Genomic DNA, 14952 nt, shown 5'->3' on the forward strand with positions numbered 1-14952 from the left:
GGATTAGAAATGGCAATAGATAATACATTTGTTATTAAAAAAATACAGAAAATGGAGAAAGTATACTCCGTGTTTTCACCGCTGACAAAAATGCCATATGTGGAATGCGACCAGGAGACTGCGGACGACCAGGTGTATATTTTTGACTCAGAAGAGAGAATAAGGGAGTTTGGAAAAGCATATGCTGAGCAGAAAATTCCTGTAGCGGCAGTGCAGATTAACCAGGACCAGAAGCAGGCATTTTTTAACAGCCTTTATGCCATGGCTGTCAATATGGTAGTTTATGTGGACGGCACCGGGGAGACCAGAATTGATTTAGATCAGCTTGCCAAGGCGCCTGATTTAGATCCTGTTAAAAATGAGGCAGTTCCGGCTATGAATCCTCTGTTAACCTTGACAGTGGCTTATTTTATGCAGGAACTGCGCCGCCAGACAGAGCGGGATGTAAACAAAATGAGAGACATGGAAGAGGAGATGATTGCCAATCTGGTTAAATCTAAATTTATTCTGGCTCTTGAGACTCCCCAGGCGGAAGATGGAAAGCAGGTTGGAAATATAAGCAGCGATCAGGTAAGGGTTCCACTTTTAAAGACAAATGAGGGGGATATGTATGAGCCGATCTACTCTTCTTTACCTGAATTCCGCAAATATGCGGGAAAAAATGTGCAGAATCTGAGAATTACAACAATAACTTTTCAGCAGCTTTTGCAGTATCTGACAAAAGATGCCAAGGGTTATGTAATGGACCCTGGCAGTTTCAATTTGGTGCTGACCAGGGAGAAAATACAGGAAATTACTAAGAATTTTTAATTTTTTCAGCAACAATCCTTCCTACAAAACGTTACAAAGTATATGAGACTAGTGTCGAAACTTGCGACTGAATCTCGTTGCAAGATAAGAATCGAGAGGACTATAATACTTTTGCAACAGGAAAAAAGAGGAGGAAGGAACAATGGGAGAATTAAATATAGCGATTGCTGATGATAATCCACAGACTTTGCGTCTGCTTGGCGATATTCTGGAGGGAGAAGAAGGATTTCGTGTAGTCGGAAGGGCGGAAAATGGGGAAGACGCCTACAATATGATTGTAAAAACATGTCCTGACGTAGTGCTTTTAGATATTATTATGCCGCGTTTGGACGGAATTTCCGTAATGGAAAAGGTCAAAAATAATAAGGAAATGGCAAAAAGCCCGTCGTTTATTATGGTAACGGCTGCAGGCAGCGAAAATATAACAGAGGAAGCTTTCAGCCAGGGAGCCAATTATTATATTATGAAACCTTTCCGCAGAGAGGTAATTGTAGATAAGGTGCGCAGAATCGGCAGCATCCGTCAAAAGTCCGCGGCAGTTGCAATGTCGGGAACCAGAAAGGTTAAGCCTTATGTAAATAAAGAGGAGTATATGGAGCAGAATCTGGAGCATGACGTAACTCAGATGCTTCACGAAATAGGAATTCCGGCTCACATAAAAGGATATCAGTATTTAAGGGATGCCATCGCCATCTCTGTGGAGGAGCAGGACATGCTGACCTCAGTAACTAAAATATTATATCCAACTATTGCCAAACGTCATCAGACCACTCCAAGCAGAGTAGAAAGAGCTATCAGACATGCCATTGAGGTGGCGTGGAGCAGAGGCAAGATGGACACCATCAACGAAATTTTCGGATATACAGTAAGCAACGGCAAAGGGAAGCCTACTAATTCAGAGTTTATAGCCTTGATTGCCGATAAAATCAGGCTGGATTATAAGCGTTTGTAAAAGAAATGTAAAGCCCCTAAAAAAGGCAGAATAAAAAGTTTGGCCAGATGTGAAAACAACATAAAAATACAAGAATAATGCTTCCTAATTTCATAGAATTATTGTATACTTATACCATGAGAGTTCTCGGACGAAAAGGCCGAAGGCTGTGGCGAGATAACAAGGAGGGGTTATTTATGAAGAAGATTTTATTTGTGGCATCTGAGGCTGTGCCGTTTATTAAAACAGGAGGACTTGCGGATGTAGTCGGCTCCCTGCCTAAATGTTTTGACAAAGAATATTTTGACGTTAGAGTTATGATTCCAAAGTACCTTTGCATAAAAGAAGAGTGGCGCAGCCAGATGACATATGTAAATCACTTCTATATGGACTATCTGGGACAAAGCCGGTATGTAGGCATTCTCCAGTATGTATATGAGGGGATTACATTTTATTTTATTGATAATGAAAGCTATTTCTGCGGACCAAAGCCGTACGGCGACTGGTATTTTGACTTGGAGAAGTTTTCATTCTTCTGTCAGGCAGCCTTATCCGCCCTGCCGGTAATTGGCTTCCAGCCTGACGTAGTACACTGCCACGACTGGCAGACAGGCCTGATTCCTGTTTACTTAAAAGACAGGTTCAGAGGGGGAGAATTTTTCTGCAATATGAAGTCTGTCATCACCATTCACAACTTAAAGTTCCAGGGAGTGTGGGATGTAAAGACTATTCAAAGATTCTCCGGCCTTCCGGATTACTATTTTACTCCGGATAAGCTGGAGGCATATAAAGACGGAAATATGCTGAAGGGAGGCATTGTTTACGCAGATGCCATTACTACAGTGAGCAATACCTATGCAGAAGAGATTAAACTGCCATTTTACGGAGAAGGTTTGGACGGACTTATGAGAGCTCGTTCAGGAAGTCTGAGAGGCATTGTAAATGGAATCGACTATGATGAATTTAACCCTGAGACAGATAAATATATTACCCAGCAGTACAATGCAAAGAATTTCCGCAAGGAAAAAGTGAAGAATAAAAAGTCTCTTCAGGAAGAGCTGGGTCTGCCTGTAGATGAAAAGAAGTTTGTAGTGGGAATTGTATCACGTCTTACAGACCAGAAAGGCTTTGACCTGATTCAGTGCGTCATGGATGAAATGTGTACAGACGACATGCAGTTAGTGATTTTAGGAACTGGCGATGAGAAATATGAAAACATGTTCCGTCACTACGACTGGAAGTACCATGACAGAGTTTCAGCTAATATTTACTATTCAGAGCCAATGTCCCACAAAATTTATGCAGGCTGCGACGCATTTCTCATGCCGTCCTTATTTGAGCCCTGCGGCCTCAGCCAGCTGATGGCTCTCCGCTACGGCACAGTGCCTATTGTCAGGGAAACAGGAGGGTTAAAGGATACTGTTCAGCCTTACAATGAATACGAAAGCACAGGCACAGGATTTTCCTTTGCAAACTACAACGCCCATGAAATGTTAGGAAGTCTGCAGTATGCAAAGTATATTTATTACAATAAAAAACGTGAGTGGAACAAAATTATTGACAGAGCAATGGCTACAGATTATTCCTGGAATACTTCAGCAATGAAATATCAGGAGCTGTACGACTGGCTTATTGGATAAAAGCTTCATTCACATCATCCAGGTGAGCAAATATGAAAATAACAGAAAATGTCCGGAAAAAAGAAACCTCTTTCCATGATTGGAAGGAGAGGGACCTTTGGACAGGGGAGTATGAAAAGGATGAGGAATATGTGTCATATGTGAAGGATATTTTAGAGCATCCTGTCTTTAAGTCTATGGATCATTTTATTCAGCACGGACATACTACCTGCAAAATGCATTGTATTCAGGTTTCATATCTGAGTTACAAAATATGCAAAAAACATGGATGGGATTTTATAGCAGCAGCCCGTGGAGGGCTGCTGCATGATTTGTTTTTATACGACTGGCATACTCATGCCAGAGATACGGGAAATCATTTTCATGGCTTTACCCATCCCAGAACTGCCATGAACAATGCAATTTTGTACTTTAATATTAATAAAAAAGAACAGGAGATTATTCTCCGCCACATGTGGCCTCTGACGCCTACGCCGCCTACAACTATGGCTGGTATGGCCATTGTGTTTGCAGACAAGTATTGCAGTCTGGCTGAGGTAGGTGGACGCATCAGACAATGGTGCACATTTAATCTGAAGTTTAGAAAGGTTGCATAAAAGAAAAATGACGTTTTGGGAAGAAGTTGCCAGGAACCAGGTCCTTGTCAGCGCTATTATCGGTTGGACAGTGGCCCAGGTTTTAAAGACACTGATAGATTTTGGCCTGAATAAAAGCTTTTCTGCGGAAAGACTGGTAGGATCAGGAGGTATGCCCAGTTCTCATTCCGCCACAGTGTGCGCTCTTACTACTGCAGCAGGTTTAGAATATGGAATCAGTTCCTTTGAATTTGCCGTTAGTTTTGTATTGTCTGCAGTGGTTATGTATGACGCTATGGGAGTCCGCAGGGAGACGGGAAAGCAGGCCAAGCTTTTAAACATGCTTATGGAGCAGGATTTTTTTAAATTTGACAATGAGGCCTTTCAGCAAAGACTGAAGGAGTTTGTGGGCCACACGCCTTTGCAGGTGTTGGCCGGGGCCATTTTAGGTATAGTTTTAGCATTTTATGTAAATGGATATTACAGGTAAGAAAGCTTTACAGAAATCGTAAGAAATTCTTGTTTGTAATCTGAGGGGATTAGTATTATACTAGATGACATTAACAAAATCTTAACGGAGGTGCTTTATGACCGTTTATCAGAAAGTCATCTGGTTTTTTATATTAAGCTTTTTCGGATATTTGCTGGAATGTGCAGTTTTAAGTTATGAAAATAAGTCGGCAGTGCTGAACCGTGGCTTTGTAAAAGGACCGTTTTGTATTATTTACGGCTTTGGAGGCCTAGGGGCCTGCGCCATATTAGCGTCTGTAGCCGATCAACCGTTCCGTCTGTTTTTTGCATCTGCGGCAATGGCCACCAGCATGGAACTGATTACGGCTTATATTATGATTCGTCTTTTTGGAGCTTTCTGGTGGGATTACAGCCAGAAGGCGTTTAACTATAAAGGAATAATCTGCCTGGAAAGCAGCATTGGCTGGGGTATTTTGGGAATATTGTTTTTCCATTTTTTAGACGGCTTTGTTTACAGTTTAGTGTATCGCGTTCCGGACAGTATGGTAAAGTGGCTGGCAATAGCTTTAGTATGCTATTATGCGGTGGATTTTACATATAGCCTGTGGTTAGAAAAAAACAGTGAAGAGGATGACGGGCCAATGGTGGGAAGGCTGAAAATAAATTAGTGGTTTGGGAGTGTTGCAGATAAGTTAATTATGATGCGGCACTCTTTTTTTGCTTCATACAGGAAGTTTTTTACAATATGGGAAGAGATATAGAATAATATTTTTGGATAAATAGTGTGGGAGAAAAATTATGCGTATAATATTAGCATCTGCGTCTCCAAGAAGAAAAATGTTATTAGAACAAATTGGAATACAGGCAGAAGTAATACCCAGCAATGGGGAGGAAACTATAAGGGAGACAGATCCTTATAAAGCAGTGGAAGCGCTTTCCAGAGATAAGGCGGTTTCTGTAGGGGAGAGAATTCACATACAGGACCAGAGGGAAAAGATTGTAATTATTGGAGCAGACACTGTAGTGGCTTTTGGAAATACAATTTTAGGAAAGCCTGAGAACCAGCAGGAGGCTGTGAATATGATCAGCCGGCTTCAGGGAAAAGTTCACCAGGTTTACACAGGCGTAACCTTAATTTTAGGAGGATTGGGGGAGGAAAGGCAGATTACTTTTTCGGAAAAAACAGACGTTTCAGTTTATCCTATGAGCGAACAGGAGATTCAGGATTACGTAAATACAGGGGAACCTATGGATAAGGCGGGAGCTTATGGAATCCAGGGGCTTTTCGCCGCTTATATTCAGGAAATCCACGGAGATTACAATAACGTAGTAGGGCTGCCGGCAGGCAGAGTATTTCAGGAATTAAAAAGGCTGACCCACGGAGGAAAAGATAATGATTAAACTGATTGTATCTGATATAGACGGCACATTGCTTGAGGAGGGCACAAATAAGCTGAATCCGGAGCTGTTAGAGACAATTCTTATGCTGAGAAAGAAAGGGATTCAATTTGCAGCTGCTTCTGGCCGCCATCAGACAAGTGTGAGAAAAACCTTTGATCCAATTTTAGAAAAAATTTTTATTGTAGCAGATAACGGAGCATATTTAGGATGTCAAAACAGACATTTATTCCTTTACCCTTTAAATAGAGCTATGGTATTTCAAATGATAGAGGATGTGAGGGCCATGTCTGATCTTAGCATTGTAATCAGCGGGGCGGATATTGCCTATATGGAAAAGGGAAGCGACCCTTATCTGGAAGACTGGGTGGTAAACGGATACCAGTATGATTTAAAGCTATTGGAGAATTTTCATCAGATTCAGGAGGATATATTAAAGGTAGCTTTATACAGAAAAGAGGGGGTGGACGCCCAGTATGAAAGCTTCTATAAAAAATACGGCGGCCAGGTAAAGCTGGCTATTTCCGGCCGGTCATGGCTGGATGTAATCGGGCTGAATGTAAATAAAGGGGAGGCTGTGAAAACCCTGCAGGAAAGTCTGGGGATCGCCCCTGAGGAAACTATGGTATTTGGAGATCAGATGAATGATCTGGAGATGATGAAGCAGGCTTATTACAGCTTTGCCGTTGGAAATGCCAGAGAGGAAGTAAAAAAGGCGGCCAGATTTCAGGCTGACACAAGTGGAAATAATGGAGTCCTGAAAGTGCTGAAACAATTATTATAGCCAATGAAAGAGGAGTTTTTAAATTATGAATAGTTTCTGGAAAAGGAAACAAAAAGCAGTGACGACAGCAATCGCCGGGGCTATCCTTCTTTCTGGCTGCAGCGGGATTCCCTTAATGTCAGAAGTAAAAGAGACAAAAGGCTATTCTCAGGCCCAGACCATGATTCTGGTAGCAACGGAAAGAAACAGGTATGAAAGCTTATATACAAATAAAATTTGGGATGTAAAAATGGAAGAAAACGGTCCTGACTTTGAAGAATATCTTTTAGAGCAGATTAAGCTGTTTTTAGAGGAACTGAAAACAGTAACTCTTTTGGCAAAAGAACAAGGGGTAACTTTAAGCTCGGCAGAAAGAGAAAAAGTAGAGCGCCTGGCAGAAGACTATTACAGTCAGCTTACATCAGAGGACCTTTCATATATAAAAGCAGACAAAGAAGACGTACTGTTTATGTATGAGGAATACTGTCTGGCTAACAAAATGGTAACAGAAGTAACAAAGGATATGGATTTGGAAATCAGCGACAGCGAGGCCAAGGTAATTACTATTCAGCAGATTGAGGTTTGGAACCAGGAGACAGCTCAGACTGTGTGGGCCAAAACTCAGGAGGAGGGAGCGGACTTTGCATCTATTGCAAAAGAATATTCGTTAAATCCTGATTTAGAGAGAAAACTGGGCCGGGGAGAGGACGATAAAGGTCTGGAGGAAGCTGCCTTTGCTTTGAAAGAGGGAGAAATCAGCCAGGTTATTCCTGTGGGACAAAGCTATTACATTGTAAAATGCCTGGACGATTATGACCCGGAGGCTACTCAGGAAAGAAAAAATAAATTAGTAATCAGCAAAAAAGATCAGATTTTTCGGGAGATTTATAATGAATTTGCGGAAAAGAATCCTGTAGTGTTTGAGGAGGAGATGTGGGACAGCATCCAATTTTCGCCAGATGATAAGTCTGATACAGAAAATTTTTTTCAGCTTTATAAAGAATACTTTCCTGAGTAAATAAAGGCTTAGGGAAATAAACAGGAGAATATATGGTTTCATTAAAAGTAGAAGATATAAAGACCTTTACTACTCAGCTGTTTGTCAGAGACACATTTGACCGGTTTCTGGTAAGAGATGTGAAAATTGTTACATATAACACATTTTCTATTGACGGCCATATAAAGCAGGGATATTTTTCAGAAGAGGAGAAGGAAGCCCAGGGATTTAAAGAGTTATCAGCCTGGGAAATGGTCCGGCCTGTGTGCTTTACTCTGATTAAGGGGAAACGGCTGCCTGGCAGCTTTCACATTGTACTGCAGCTAAGCCAAAAAGACACGATTGAGTTTTTAGGACGGGCCGGAACATCTTTAAAAGAGGATCAGGTAAAAGGATTATTTGTGAATATTAGATATGAAAATCAAAATCTTCACTGCGTAACAGGAATTCTTTTAAATTTTTTTACTATGGATAAATCATTGGAAAATGAGTGGGATAAAGAGTTTGGGGAGTTTTTAAAGAAAAATGAAATCCCCTGGTCTCAGGAATAGAGAAGAAAACGGTTCTGGCATAGAAAAACACGTAAGAAAAGCGTAAGTATTATTTTTTCAACAGTACTTGACATTACATAGTACTAGATATAATATGATAATATAAAGAAGGTGAGAAGCATGAATGCTCAGTTTAAAAAAGGCGTGCTGGAGCTAATAGTCCTGCTTTCTGTAACAAAAAGAGATATGTACGGATATGAGCTGGTCAGCGAGGTTTCTAAAGCAATAGACGTAAATGAAGGCACTATTTATCCTTTGTTAAAGCGGCTGACTAATGAACATTACTTTGAAACATATTTAAGAGAGTCTACAGAAGGGCCCCCCAGAAAATATTATCATCTGACGGCGGCAGGGATTTTGTACAAGGATGGTTTGAAAAAAGAGTGGAAGGAATTTTGCAGCCAGGTAAATGAGTTTATTGAGGAGAGTGATTAAGGTGAATAAAAGTGAATTCCTGAAAAAGCTGGAGGACAGGCTTTTTGTGTTAAATCAAAAGGAACGGGAGGACATTATAAGCGAATACAGGCAGCATATTGAATTCAGGGTTCAAAGCGGCCTTACAGAGGAGGAAGCCATTCAGGATTTTGGAGATTTAGAGGAGCTTACTGCAGAGATTTTGGACGCTTACAATTTAAACCCGGATTATGGAAAAAAGCCAAAACTGGTGGACGCGAAAAAAGTGGGAGAAGAAGTGACGAAAAGCGCCTCCGCTGCAGCCAGATTTTTCCAGAAATGCTGGGGGAAGATTATTTCTGGCTTGTCTAAAGCAGGAAAGCTTCTGAAAAAAGGATTTCTTTGGCTGGTAAGCTTATCCTGGCTCAGGCAGGGAAAAGGAAAGAGAGAAAAAATAGTCCGGGAAAAAAATACAGAGCTAATAAAAAAGGCAGAAAATCTTGCAGGCAGCTGTAAAAAAACAGTAGCGGCAGGAACCTTTGGAATTTGGAGAATTATCAGATTTTGTATTAGGCTGGGGCTTTTGGCAGGGGCGGTTATTGTTTTAAGTCCTTTATTGATAGGAGATATTTTTCTGATTTCAACCTTAGGGTTTTTAGTAGTTTTACTGTTTCAGGGCTATCCTGTGGTGGGGATTACAATTATTTCCCTGGGAGGCGTGTTAAGCTGCAGCGCTATTTTGGCAGCTGCAGTAATGTTAATATTTCCTGGAAAAAGGAAAAACAGAGAAGTATTTACTGAGAAACAGGAGGAATTGGCATGAAAAAGTATAAAGCGGCGGCGTTAATATTTGCAGCAGGTCTTTTCCTTATGGGAATCGGAGGAGGGGTGGCATTTGCAGAATATTCTTCCTTTGAATACGGAGGAAAAAGGATAGTGGACGCCGGACCTGAACAGATAAAAAGGCTGGAGGTAGACAGAGAGGCGGGAGTGCCTTTTGTGATTCCTGATCACACATGGACATACTGGGAAACAGAAATCATTGTAGATGACTCTCTTCCTGAAACAAAATTAATATTTGAAGCTGTATTTAATGAAAATCAGCTGGGGCCGGAAATGAATTTATTGGAAGAAGAAAATGAGGAAGGGGAGCGCAGACAGATATTTGAGGTAAACTGGATTTACAAAGGCCAGGACAGCAACCAGATGGAACAGTTTTGGAAATTAAAGGACGACTTTTTAAATGCAATGAAGGAGCATAAGGTATATGATTACCAGTCCAATGCAGTGAAAAAATTGAAAGTTTATATGTCCCAGGAAGCGAAAAAGGATCTGGAAAATATGATTTGGCAGTAACATAATAAGATTATTAGCACTCATTTAAAATGAGTGCTAATTTTCTGTTGACTTTTTAAAAAAGTGGTATTAAAATAATAGGAAAATGCGAAGGAGTGATATAAAATGGCAACAAAAACAGGAAGCTTATCTATTAACAGCGAAAATATATTTCCAATTATTAAAAAGTGGCTGTACTCTGACCACGATATTTTTTACAGAGAGTTGATCAGCAACGGCTGCGACGCTATTACAAAGCTGAAAAAGCTGGCTTTAATGGGCGAATATGAAGAGCCTGATCAGGCAGAGTACAAGATTTTAGTAACAGTAAATTCTAATGATAAAACAATTACTATTACAGATAACGGTCTGGGCATGACAGCAGAAGAGGTGGATGAATATATTAACCAGATTGCTTTTTCAGGAGCTCAGGATTTCCTGGAAAAATATAAAGATAAGGCCAATGAAGACCAGATTATCGGACATTTTGGATTAGGATTTTACTCTGCATTTATGGTAGCTGATAAAGTGACCATTGATACTCTTTCTTATAAAGAAGGAGCTTTGCCTGTACACTGGGAGTCAGAAGGCGGCACTGAGTACGAGATGAGCGAAGGCGCAAAGGAAGGCCAAGGCACTAAGATCACATTGTATTTAAACGAGGACAGCGTAGAGTTTTCCAATGAGTACAGAGCCAAAGAGGTGATTGAAAAATATTGTTCCTTTATGCCAGTGCCGATTTACCTGGAGAACGCTGCGGCTGAGCCAGAGTATGAGACCATTGAAAAAGATCAGCTGACAGAAAAGGATACAATCGTAGAGACTATTGTAGAGGAAGCTAAAACTGAGGAAAAAGAAAATGAAAATGGAGAGAAGGAAGTAGTAGAGATTTCTCCTGCTGCAGAAAAATATAAAATTCTTAAACGCCCGGTGCCTTTAAACGACGTAACTCCATTGTGGAACAAGCATCCAAATGAGTGTACAGAAGAAGAGTATAAAGAGTTTTACAGAAAAGTATTTATGGACTTTAAGGAGCCTTTGTTCTGGATTCATTTAAATATGGATTATCCGTTTAACTTAAAAGGTATTCTTTACTTCCCTAAAATTAATACAGAGTACGACACCATTGAGGGGACAATTAAGCTGTACAACAACCAGGTATTTATTGCAGACAATATTAAAGAGGTAATTCCTGAGTATTTACTGCTTTTAAAGGGAGCTATTGATTGTCCTGATCTGCCTTTAAATGTTTCCAGAAGCGCTTTGCAGAACGACGGATTTGTAAAGAAAATCTCTGATTATATCAGTAAAAAGGTGGCTGATAAGCTGTCCGGCATGTGTAAAACAGACAGAGAAAATTATGAAAAATACTGGGACGACATTAGCCCGTTTATTAAATTCGGCTGCATTAAGGATGAGAAATTCTCAGAAAAAATGAACGACTATATTCTCTTTAAAAATCTGGACGGCAAGTATTTAACATTAAAAGATTGTCTGGAGGAAAATAAAGAGAAGCATGAGAATCAGATTTTCTATGTAACAGATGAAAAAGAGCAAAGTCAGTATATTAATATGTTCAGAAAGGAAGGCCTGGACGCTGTAATTTTGAAGCATAATATTGACAGCCCATTTATCAGTCATTTAGAGCAGAAAAACGATAAGCTGAAATTCCTGCGCATTGACGGAGACTTAAACGACACCTTTAAGGAAGAGGTAAAGGAAGAGGATAAGGAAGCTGTAAAGGCAGATACAGAGAAGCTGGAAAAGGTATTTAAGACGGCATTGTCCATGGACAAGCTGGAAATAAAGGCAGAAAAGCTGAAGGATGAAACTACTGCTTCCATGATTACTGTGTCTGAGGAATCCAGAAGAATGCAGGAAATGATGAAAATGTACGGTATGTATGGTATGGACCCGTCTATGTTCGGAAGTACAGGGGAGACATTGATTTTAAACCTGAACCATCCTTTAGTACAGTATGTGCTGCAGCATGAAGAGGGAGAGCAGACAAATAAAATCTGTGAGCAGCTGTATGACCTGGCGTGTCTGGGCCATGGCAGCCTGACGCCTGAAAGAATGACTCATTTTATTCAGCGTAGCAATGAAATAATGATGATCATGGCAAAATAAATGATTTTGTTTCTTTCTTAATTAAATAGAAGGCGCTGCAAAGGGGCGATGTCCCCGGCTTTGCAGCGCCTTTATAAATTAGCGCTTTTCTGTTTATGTTCAGCCTTCGTCTAACAGCTTGTCAATTTCTTCCCAAAGTTTATTAATTTCTGTTAAGGACTCACAGCGTGTACGCTTATTTTCTAAAAGCTGCTCCATGTTGTCAATCGCTGCGTCAAAGTTCTTTTCTTTTACTGCAGTCTTAGTTTCCTGTCTCAGCTCTTTGGCATTTATTTTTTTCATATCCTTGCGTATTTCTACAATTTTGCTGTGAAGCTGTTTGGCCTCTTTCCAGGCGTCTTTACTAATATTTAATGATCCGTTCTCCTTTTTAGTAAGGCGCACTGCTTTATAACGGGCTGCTGTTTCTTTATTTTCCTCCCACATAGGTTTCATCTGTGCTTCCAGCTCTTTCATTTCTGCTTTAATAGGCACCACGGCCTCCTTGTACTCAGCTTTTGTCTCAGCGGCAAAAGCGGGAAATGACATAAGACATGCACATAGAGAGGCTGTAAACAATGTTCTGAATTTTTTCATTTTATTCTCCTTTCATAATAACAAATAGGTAAGTCTGTATCTTTTTCTATAGTAATATTATAATCAAAGGAGAGAGCAGATTTATAGAGTGTAGATGTGGCAAATTTGTGGCAGCCGTTTACGATTTTTTTATAAAATGTTATGATGAACTTGGAACAAGGAACCGTTGAAATATACAGGTATAAAATGGAAAAAGTAATTTATATAGCTGATGATGAACAAAATATCAGAGCAATGATGAAAACCTTTCTGGAGAATGAGGGATATATAGTGGAAGCTTTTGGGGACGGATATAGTATTAGGCAGGCTGTGGAAAAGCGTATGCCGGATATGATTATTTTGGACGTTATGATGCCAGGTGAAGACGGTCTGAGTCTTTGCGCTTCCTTCAGGAAGAAAAGCGGGGTTCCAATTATTATTGTGTCTGCAAAGGACAGTCCTTTAGACCGGGTAACAGGGATTACTTTAGGAAGCGATGATTATATAACGAAACCGTTTCTCCCTTTGGAATTAATCGCCCGTGTAAAGTCCTTATTCCGGAGAGCAGAAATTTCCGCCTTGTCAAATACAGAGGAACATAATCAGCAGGAGCTGTATGAATGCGGCAACCTGCTTCTGTATCAAAAGGAAAGAAAAATTCTTATAAATCAGGAGACTATTTCTACAACGCCTACAGAATTTGAATTTCTCTTATATTTAATTCGTCAAAAGGAAACTGCGGTTTCTAAAAAGGAGTTATTGAAACATGTGTGGGGGTACAGTGGAGATCAGGAGGAGCAGCGGATGCCTGATGATTTGGTAAAACGTTTTCGGAAAAAATTAAAGCTGAATCATTCTACTGCTGTGATTGAAACAGTTTGGGGCTATGGCTATAGATTAACTGAAAAAAGCAATTTGAAAATGGAGCTGTAGGCTATGGGAAAAAAGATACATACGCGGATTTTCTGTACCAGTCTTTTTATTATCCTGTTTTTGTCTGCCGCCGCCTGGACGGCTTTTTCTGTTTCCTCTAAATGGTATGTAAAATATATGACTCAGAAAAATACAGAAAAAACAATCCAAATGGTAGAGGAACTGGCAGAAGAAACGTACAAAAATGCTCCGTTGCCGGAGGCAATGACCGGGGCAGAAAGCAGAGAGTATTCCAGGGAGCTGTTAAAAAAGGTAAAGAATCAGGTAAAACATATGAATAACGCAAGCGATCTGCTGGTGTTTAACACAAAGTTTAAACAGGTGTACCCAGACGCTGAAGAATTAGATTTAATTTCTCCAGGTATTATACTGGCATGTACAGATATATTAAGGTCAGGGGATTTTCAGACTGCTTAGGGAAACGAGGTGGAGGTAAACGGGGAGCGCTGGTTTATACGATGCTTTCAGATTCCTTCAGTTAAAAATATAAGGGCTCAGTATTTTGTGGCTGCAGAGCAGATTCCGGACGCCCTTGTTTTGTGGAAGTACAGCGGAAGGCTGCTGGCCATTATTGTGGCAGTTTGCATGGGAATTGCAGCCGTGCTTGTGTGGCTGGTGGCCAAAAGTATTTCCCGGCCTTTAGAACAGCTGTGCAGTCAGGCAAAGGAAATAGGGAAGGGAAAAGCGGTTCAGAATGAAGAAAGCTATGGTCTGTATGAATTAGATCAGTTAAAAGAAGCTTATAATCAAATGAGTTTTCAGATCAGGCAGAAGGAGGAGGAAAAAAATCGTTTTTTCCAAAATGTATCCCATGATTTGCGCACGCCTTTGGCCTCCATTATCGGCTATGCCCAGGGAATTCAGTGTCATGTTATAAAAGCCCCGGGGAAGGCTGCCGGAATTATTTCATCAGAAAGTATACGCATGACGAATCTGGTGGAAAGTATTTTGATGCTTACTAAAATGGATAACCGCCAGCTGAAGCTAAACAGCGTCAGAATTGATTTGGAAGAATTTTTGGAGGAGCGTATTGAGGCGCTGGAAGGAATTTCCGGAAATTGCAGAATTCTTTTAGAGGTTGATTCTGAGGAGATTTTTGTGAAAGCAGATCCGGAGCTTCTTGGAAGAATTATACAAAATATTATTTCAAATTGTGTTCGGTATGCAGAAAGCAAGGTGACAGTCCGCCTTTACAGAACAGATGACAATGCTGTTATTTTTGTTGAGGATGACGGGGCGGGGTTTACGGACGAAGATCTTTTACATGGGTTTGAAAGGTTTTACCTGGGAGATCAGGGAGAATTCGGCATAGGTCTTTCTGTAGTTGAAACCGGCGTAGAATATTTAGGAGGGAAAGTAGAAATAGGAAATTTGAAACAGCCTGCCTGCGGGGCTTTTTACAAGGTGATTTTCCCGGTTTTTAAATAGTAAAATCAACGGGGCCAAAGTTAATAGAAAGTGAATATAGAA

The 14952-nt window shown here is 40.4% G+C and carries 18 protein-coding genes; 17 read left to right on the forward strand and 1 reads right to left on the reverse strand.

Features of this window, described 5'->3' with window-relative positions:
• Nucleotides 1-9 precede the first annotated feature (9 nt).
• From C1A07_RS13635 to htpG, 14 genes are all read left to right on the forward strand, one after another.
• Nucleotides 10-810 carry an SseB family protein gene (locus C1A07_RS13635; RefSeq protein ID WP_101877582.1) on the forward strand — a complete coding sequence of 267 codons (801 nt, stop codon included), beginning with the start codon at nucleotides 10-12 and terminating at the stop codon, nucleotides 808-810.
• A gap of 142 nt (nucleotides 811-952) precedes the next feature.
• Nucleotides 953-1762, forward strand: coding sequence for a sporulation transcription factor Spo0A (gene spo0A / locus C1A07_RS13640; protein WP_101877583.1), 810 nt, complete (start codon nucleotides 953-955; stop codon nucleotides 1760-1762).
• A gap of 176 nt (nucleotides 1763-1938) precedes the next feature.
• Nucleotides 1939-3381, forward strand: coding sequence for a glycogen synthase GlgA (gene glgA / locus C1A07_RS13645; RefSeq protein WP_101877584.1), 1443 nt, complete (start codon nucleotides 1939-1941; stop codon nucleotides 3379-3381).
• Between the two features lie 32 nt (nucleotides 3382-3413).
• Nucleotides 3414-3977 carry an HD domain-containing protein gene (locus tag C1A07_RS13650; RefSeq protein WP_180952265.1) on the forward strand — a complete coding sequence of 188 codons (564 nt, stop codon included), beginning with the start codon at nucleotides 3414-3416 and terminating at the stop codon, nucleotides 3975-3977.
• Nucleotides 3978-3984: 7 nt separating this feature from the next.
• Nucleotides 3985-4446 (forward strand): divergent PAP2 family protein, encoded by a 462-nt coding sequence (locus tag C1A07_RS13655; protein WP_101878155.1) that lies wholly within the window; start codon nucleotides 3985-3987, stop codon nucleotides 4444-4446.
• Nucleotides 4447-4543: 97 nt separating this feature from the next.
• Nucleotides 4544-5095: a putative ABC transporter permease gene (locus C1A07_RS13660; protein ID WP_101877585.1), complete on the forward strand. Its 552-nt coding sequence runs from the start codon at nucleotides 4544-4546 to the stop codon at nucleotides 5093-5095.
• Nucleotides 5096-5222: 127 nt separating this feature from the next.
• Entirely contained in the window at nucleotides 5223-5828 is a 606-nt protein-coding gene (locus tag C1A07_RS13665; protein WP_101877586.1) for a Maf family protein, read from the forward strand.
• The gene (locus C1A07_RS13670) at nucleotides 5821-6609 is read left to right on the forward strand and encodes an HAD family hydrolase (RefSeq protein ID WP_101877587.1); all 789 of its coding nucleotides are present in this window, start codon (nucleotides 5821-5823) and stop codon (nucleotides 6607-6609) included. The genes C1A07_RS13665 and C1A07_RS13670 overlap by 8 nt, the downstream gene beginning before the upstream one ends.
• A 25-nt stretch (nucleotides 6610-6634) precedes the next feature.
• Entirely contained in the window at nucleotides 6635-7606 is a 972-nt protein-coding gene (locus C1A07_RS13675) for a peptidylprolyl isomerase (protein ID WP_101877588.1), read from the forward strand.
• A gap of 32 nt (nucleotides 7607-7638) precedes the next feature.
• The gene (locus C1A07_RS13680; protein ID WP_101877589.1) at nucleotides 7639-8136 is read left to right on the forward strand and encodes a DUF5721 family protein; all 498 of its coding nucleotides are present in this window, start codon (nucleotides 7639-7641) and stop codon (nucleotides 8134-8136) included.
• A 120-nt stretch (nucleotides 8137-8256) separates the two neighbouring features.
• Nucleotides 8257-8571, forward strand: coding sequence for a PadR family transcriptional regulator (locus tag C1A07_RS13685; RefSeq protein WP_101877590.1), 315 nt, complete (start codon nucleotides 8257-8259; stop codon nucleotides 8569-8571).
• Nucleotide 8572: 1 nt separating this feature from the next.
• Nucleotides 8573-9352, forward strand: coding sequence for a DUF1700 domain-containing protein (locus C1A07_RS13690; RefSeq protein ID WP_101877591.1), 780 nt, complete (start codon nucleotides 8573-8575; stop codon nucleotides 9350-9352).
• Nucleotides 9349-9885, forward strand: a complete 537-nt coding sequence (locus tag C1A07_RS13695; RefSeq protein ID WP_101877592.1) for a hypothetical protein — start codon at nucleotides 9349-9351, stop codon at nucleotides 9883-9885. The genes C1A07_RS13690 and C1A07_RS13695 overlap by 4 nt, the downstream gene beginning before the upstream one ends.
• 105 nt (nucleotides 9886-9990) lie before the next feature.
• A complete protein-coding gene (gene htpG / locus C1A07_RS13700; RefSeq protein WP_101877593.1) occupies nucleotides 9991-11994 on the forward strand; it encodes a molecular chaperone HtpG in 2004 nt (667 codons plus the stop codon).
• A gap of 99 nt (nucleotides 11995-12093) precedes the next feature.
• Here htpG and C1A07_RS13705 read toward each other — a convergent pair whose 3' ends face one another.
• Complete coding sequence (locus tag C1A07_RS13705; RefSeq protein ID WP_101877594.1) at nucleotides 12094-12570, reverse strand: hypothetical protein; 477 nt, start codon at nucleotides 12568-12570, stop codon at nucleotides 12094-12096.
• A 186-nt stretch (nucleotides 12571-12756) separates the two neighbouring features.
• On the opposite strand from C1A07_RS13705, the gene C1A07_RS13710 reads away from it, so the two are divergent.
• From C1A07_RS13710 to C1A07_RS13720, 3 genes are read left to right on the forward strand one after another with little or no spacing between them, the layout of a single operon-like run.
• Nucleotides 12757-13482 (forward strand): response regulator transcription factor, encoded by a 726-nt coding sequence (locus C1A07_RS13710; protein ID WP_101877595.1) that lies wholly within the window; start codon nucleotides 12757-12759, stop codon nucleotides 13480-13482.
• 3 nt (nucleotides 13483-13485) lie between these two features.
• Entirely contained in the window at nucleotides 13486-13899 is a 414-nt protein-coding gene (locus C1A07_RS13715) for a hypothetical protein (RefSeq protein ID WP_101877596.1), read from the forward strand.
• A gap of 9 nt (nucleotides 13900-13908) precedes the next feature.
• On the forward strand, nucleotides 13909-14910 hold the full coding sequence (locus C1A07_RS13720) for a HAMP domain-containing sensor histidine kinase (RefSeq protein WP_101877597.1): 1002 nt from the start codon (nucleotides 13909-13911) through the stop codon (nucleotides 14908-14910).
• The last annotated feature ends 42 nt before the right edge of the window (nucleotides 14911-14952 follow it).

The organism is Lachnoclostridium edouardi (assembly GCF_900240245.1).
Taxonomy (GTDB): domain Bacteria; phylum Bacillota; class Clostridia; order Lachnospirales; family Lachnospiraceae; genus Lachnoclostridium_A; species Lachnoclostridium_A edouardi.

Excerpts from the sequence above, each read along its gene's own strand:
- C1A07_RS13635 (WP_101877582.1), top strand. The coding sequence starts at position 10 with ATGGCAATAGATAATACATTTGTTATTAAAAAAATACAGAAAATGGAG.
- spo0A (WP_101877583.1), top strand. The coding sequence starts at position 953 with ATGGGAGAATTAAATATAGCGATTGCTGATGATAATCCACAGACTTTG.
- glgA (WP_101877584.1), top strand. The coding sequence starts at position 1,939 with ATGAAGAAGATTTTATTTGTGGCATCTGAGGCTGTGCCGTTTATTAAA.
- C1A07_RS13650 (WP_180952265.1), top strand. The coding sequence starts at position 3,414 with ATGAAAATAACAGAAAATGTCCGGAAAAAAGAAACCTCTTTCCATGAT.
- C1A07_RS13655 (WP_101878155.1), top strand. The coding sequence starts at position 3,985 with ATGACGTTTTGGGAAGAAGTTGCCAGGAACCAGGTCCTTGTCAGCGCT.
- C1A07_RS13660 (WP_101877585.1), top strand. The coding sequence starts at position 4,544 with ATGACCGTTTATCAGAAAGTCATCTGGTTTTTTATATTAAGCTTTTTC.
- C1A07_RS13670 (WP_101877587.1), top strand. The coding sequence starts at position 5,821 with ATGATTAAACTGATTGTATCTGATATAGACGGCACATTGCTTGAGGAG.
- C1A07_RS13675 (WP_101877588.1), top strand. The coding sequence starts at position 6,635 with ATGAATAGTTTCTGGAAAAGGAAACAAAAAGCAGTGACGACAGCAATC.
- C1A07_RS13680 (WP_101877589.1), top strand. The coding sequence starts at position 7,639 with ATGGTTTCATTAAAAGTAGAAGATATAAAGACCTTTACTACTCAGCTG.
- C1A07_RS13685 (WP_101877590.1), top strand. The coding sequence starts at position 8,257 with ATGAATGCTCAGTTTAAAAAAGGCGTGCTGGAGCTAATAGTCCTGCTT.
- C1A07_RS13695 (WP_101877592.1), top strand. The coding sequence starts at position 9,349 with ATGAAAAAGTATAAAGCGGCGGCGTTAATATTTGCAGCAGGTCTTTTC.
- htpG (WP_101877593.1), top strand. The coding sequence starts at position 9,991 with ATGGCAACAAAAACAGGAAGCTTATCTATTAACAGCGAAAATATATTT.
- C1A07_RS13705 (WP_101877594.1), bottom strand. The coding sequence starts at position 12,570 with ATGAAAAAATTCAGAACATTGTTTACAGCCTCTCTATGTGCATGTCTT.
- C1A07_RS13710 (WP_101877595.1), top strand. The coding sequence starts at position 12,757 with ATGGAAAAAGTAATTTATATAGCTGATGATGAACAAAATATCAGAGCA.
- C1A07_RS13715 (WP_101877596.1), top strand. The coding sequence starts at position 13,486 with ATGGGAAAAAAGATACATACGCGGATTTTCTGTACCAGTCTTTTTATT.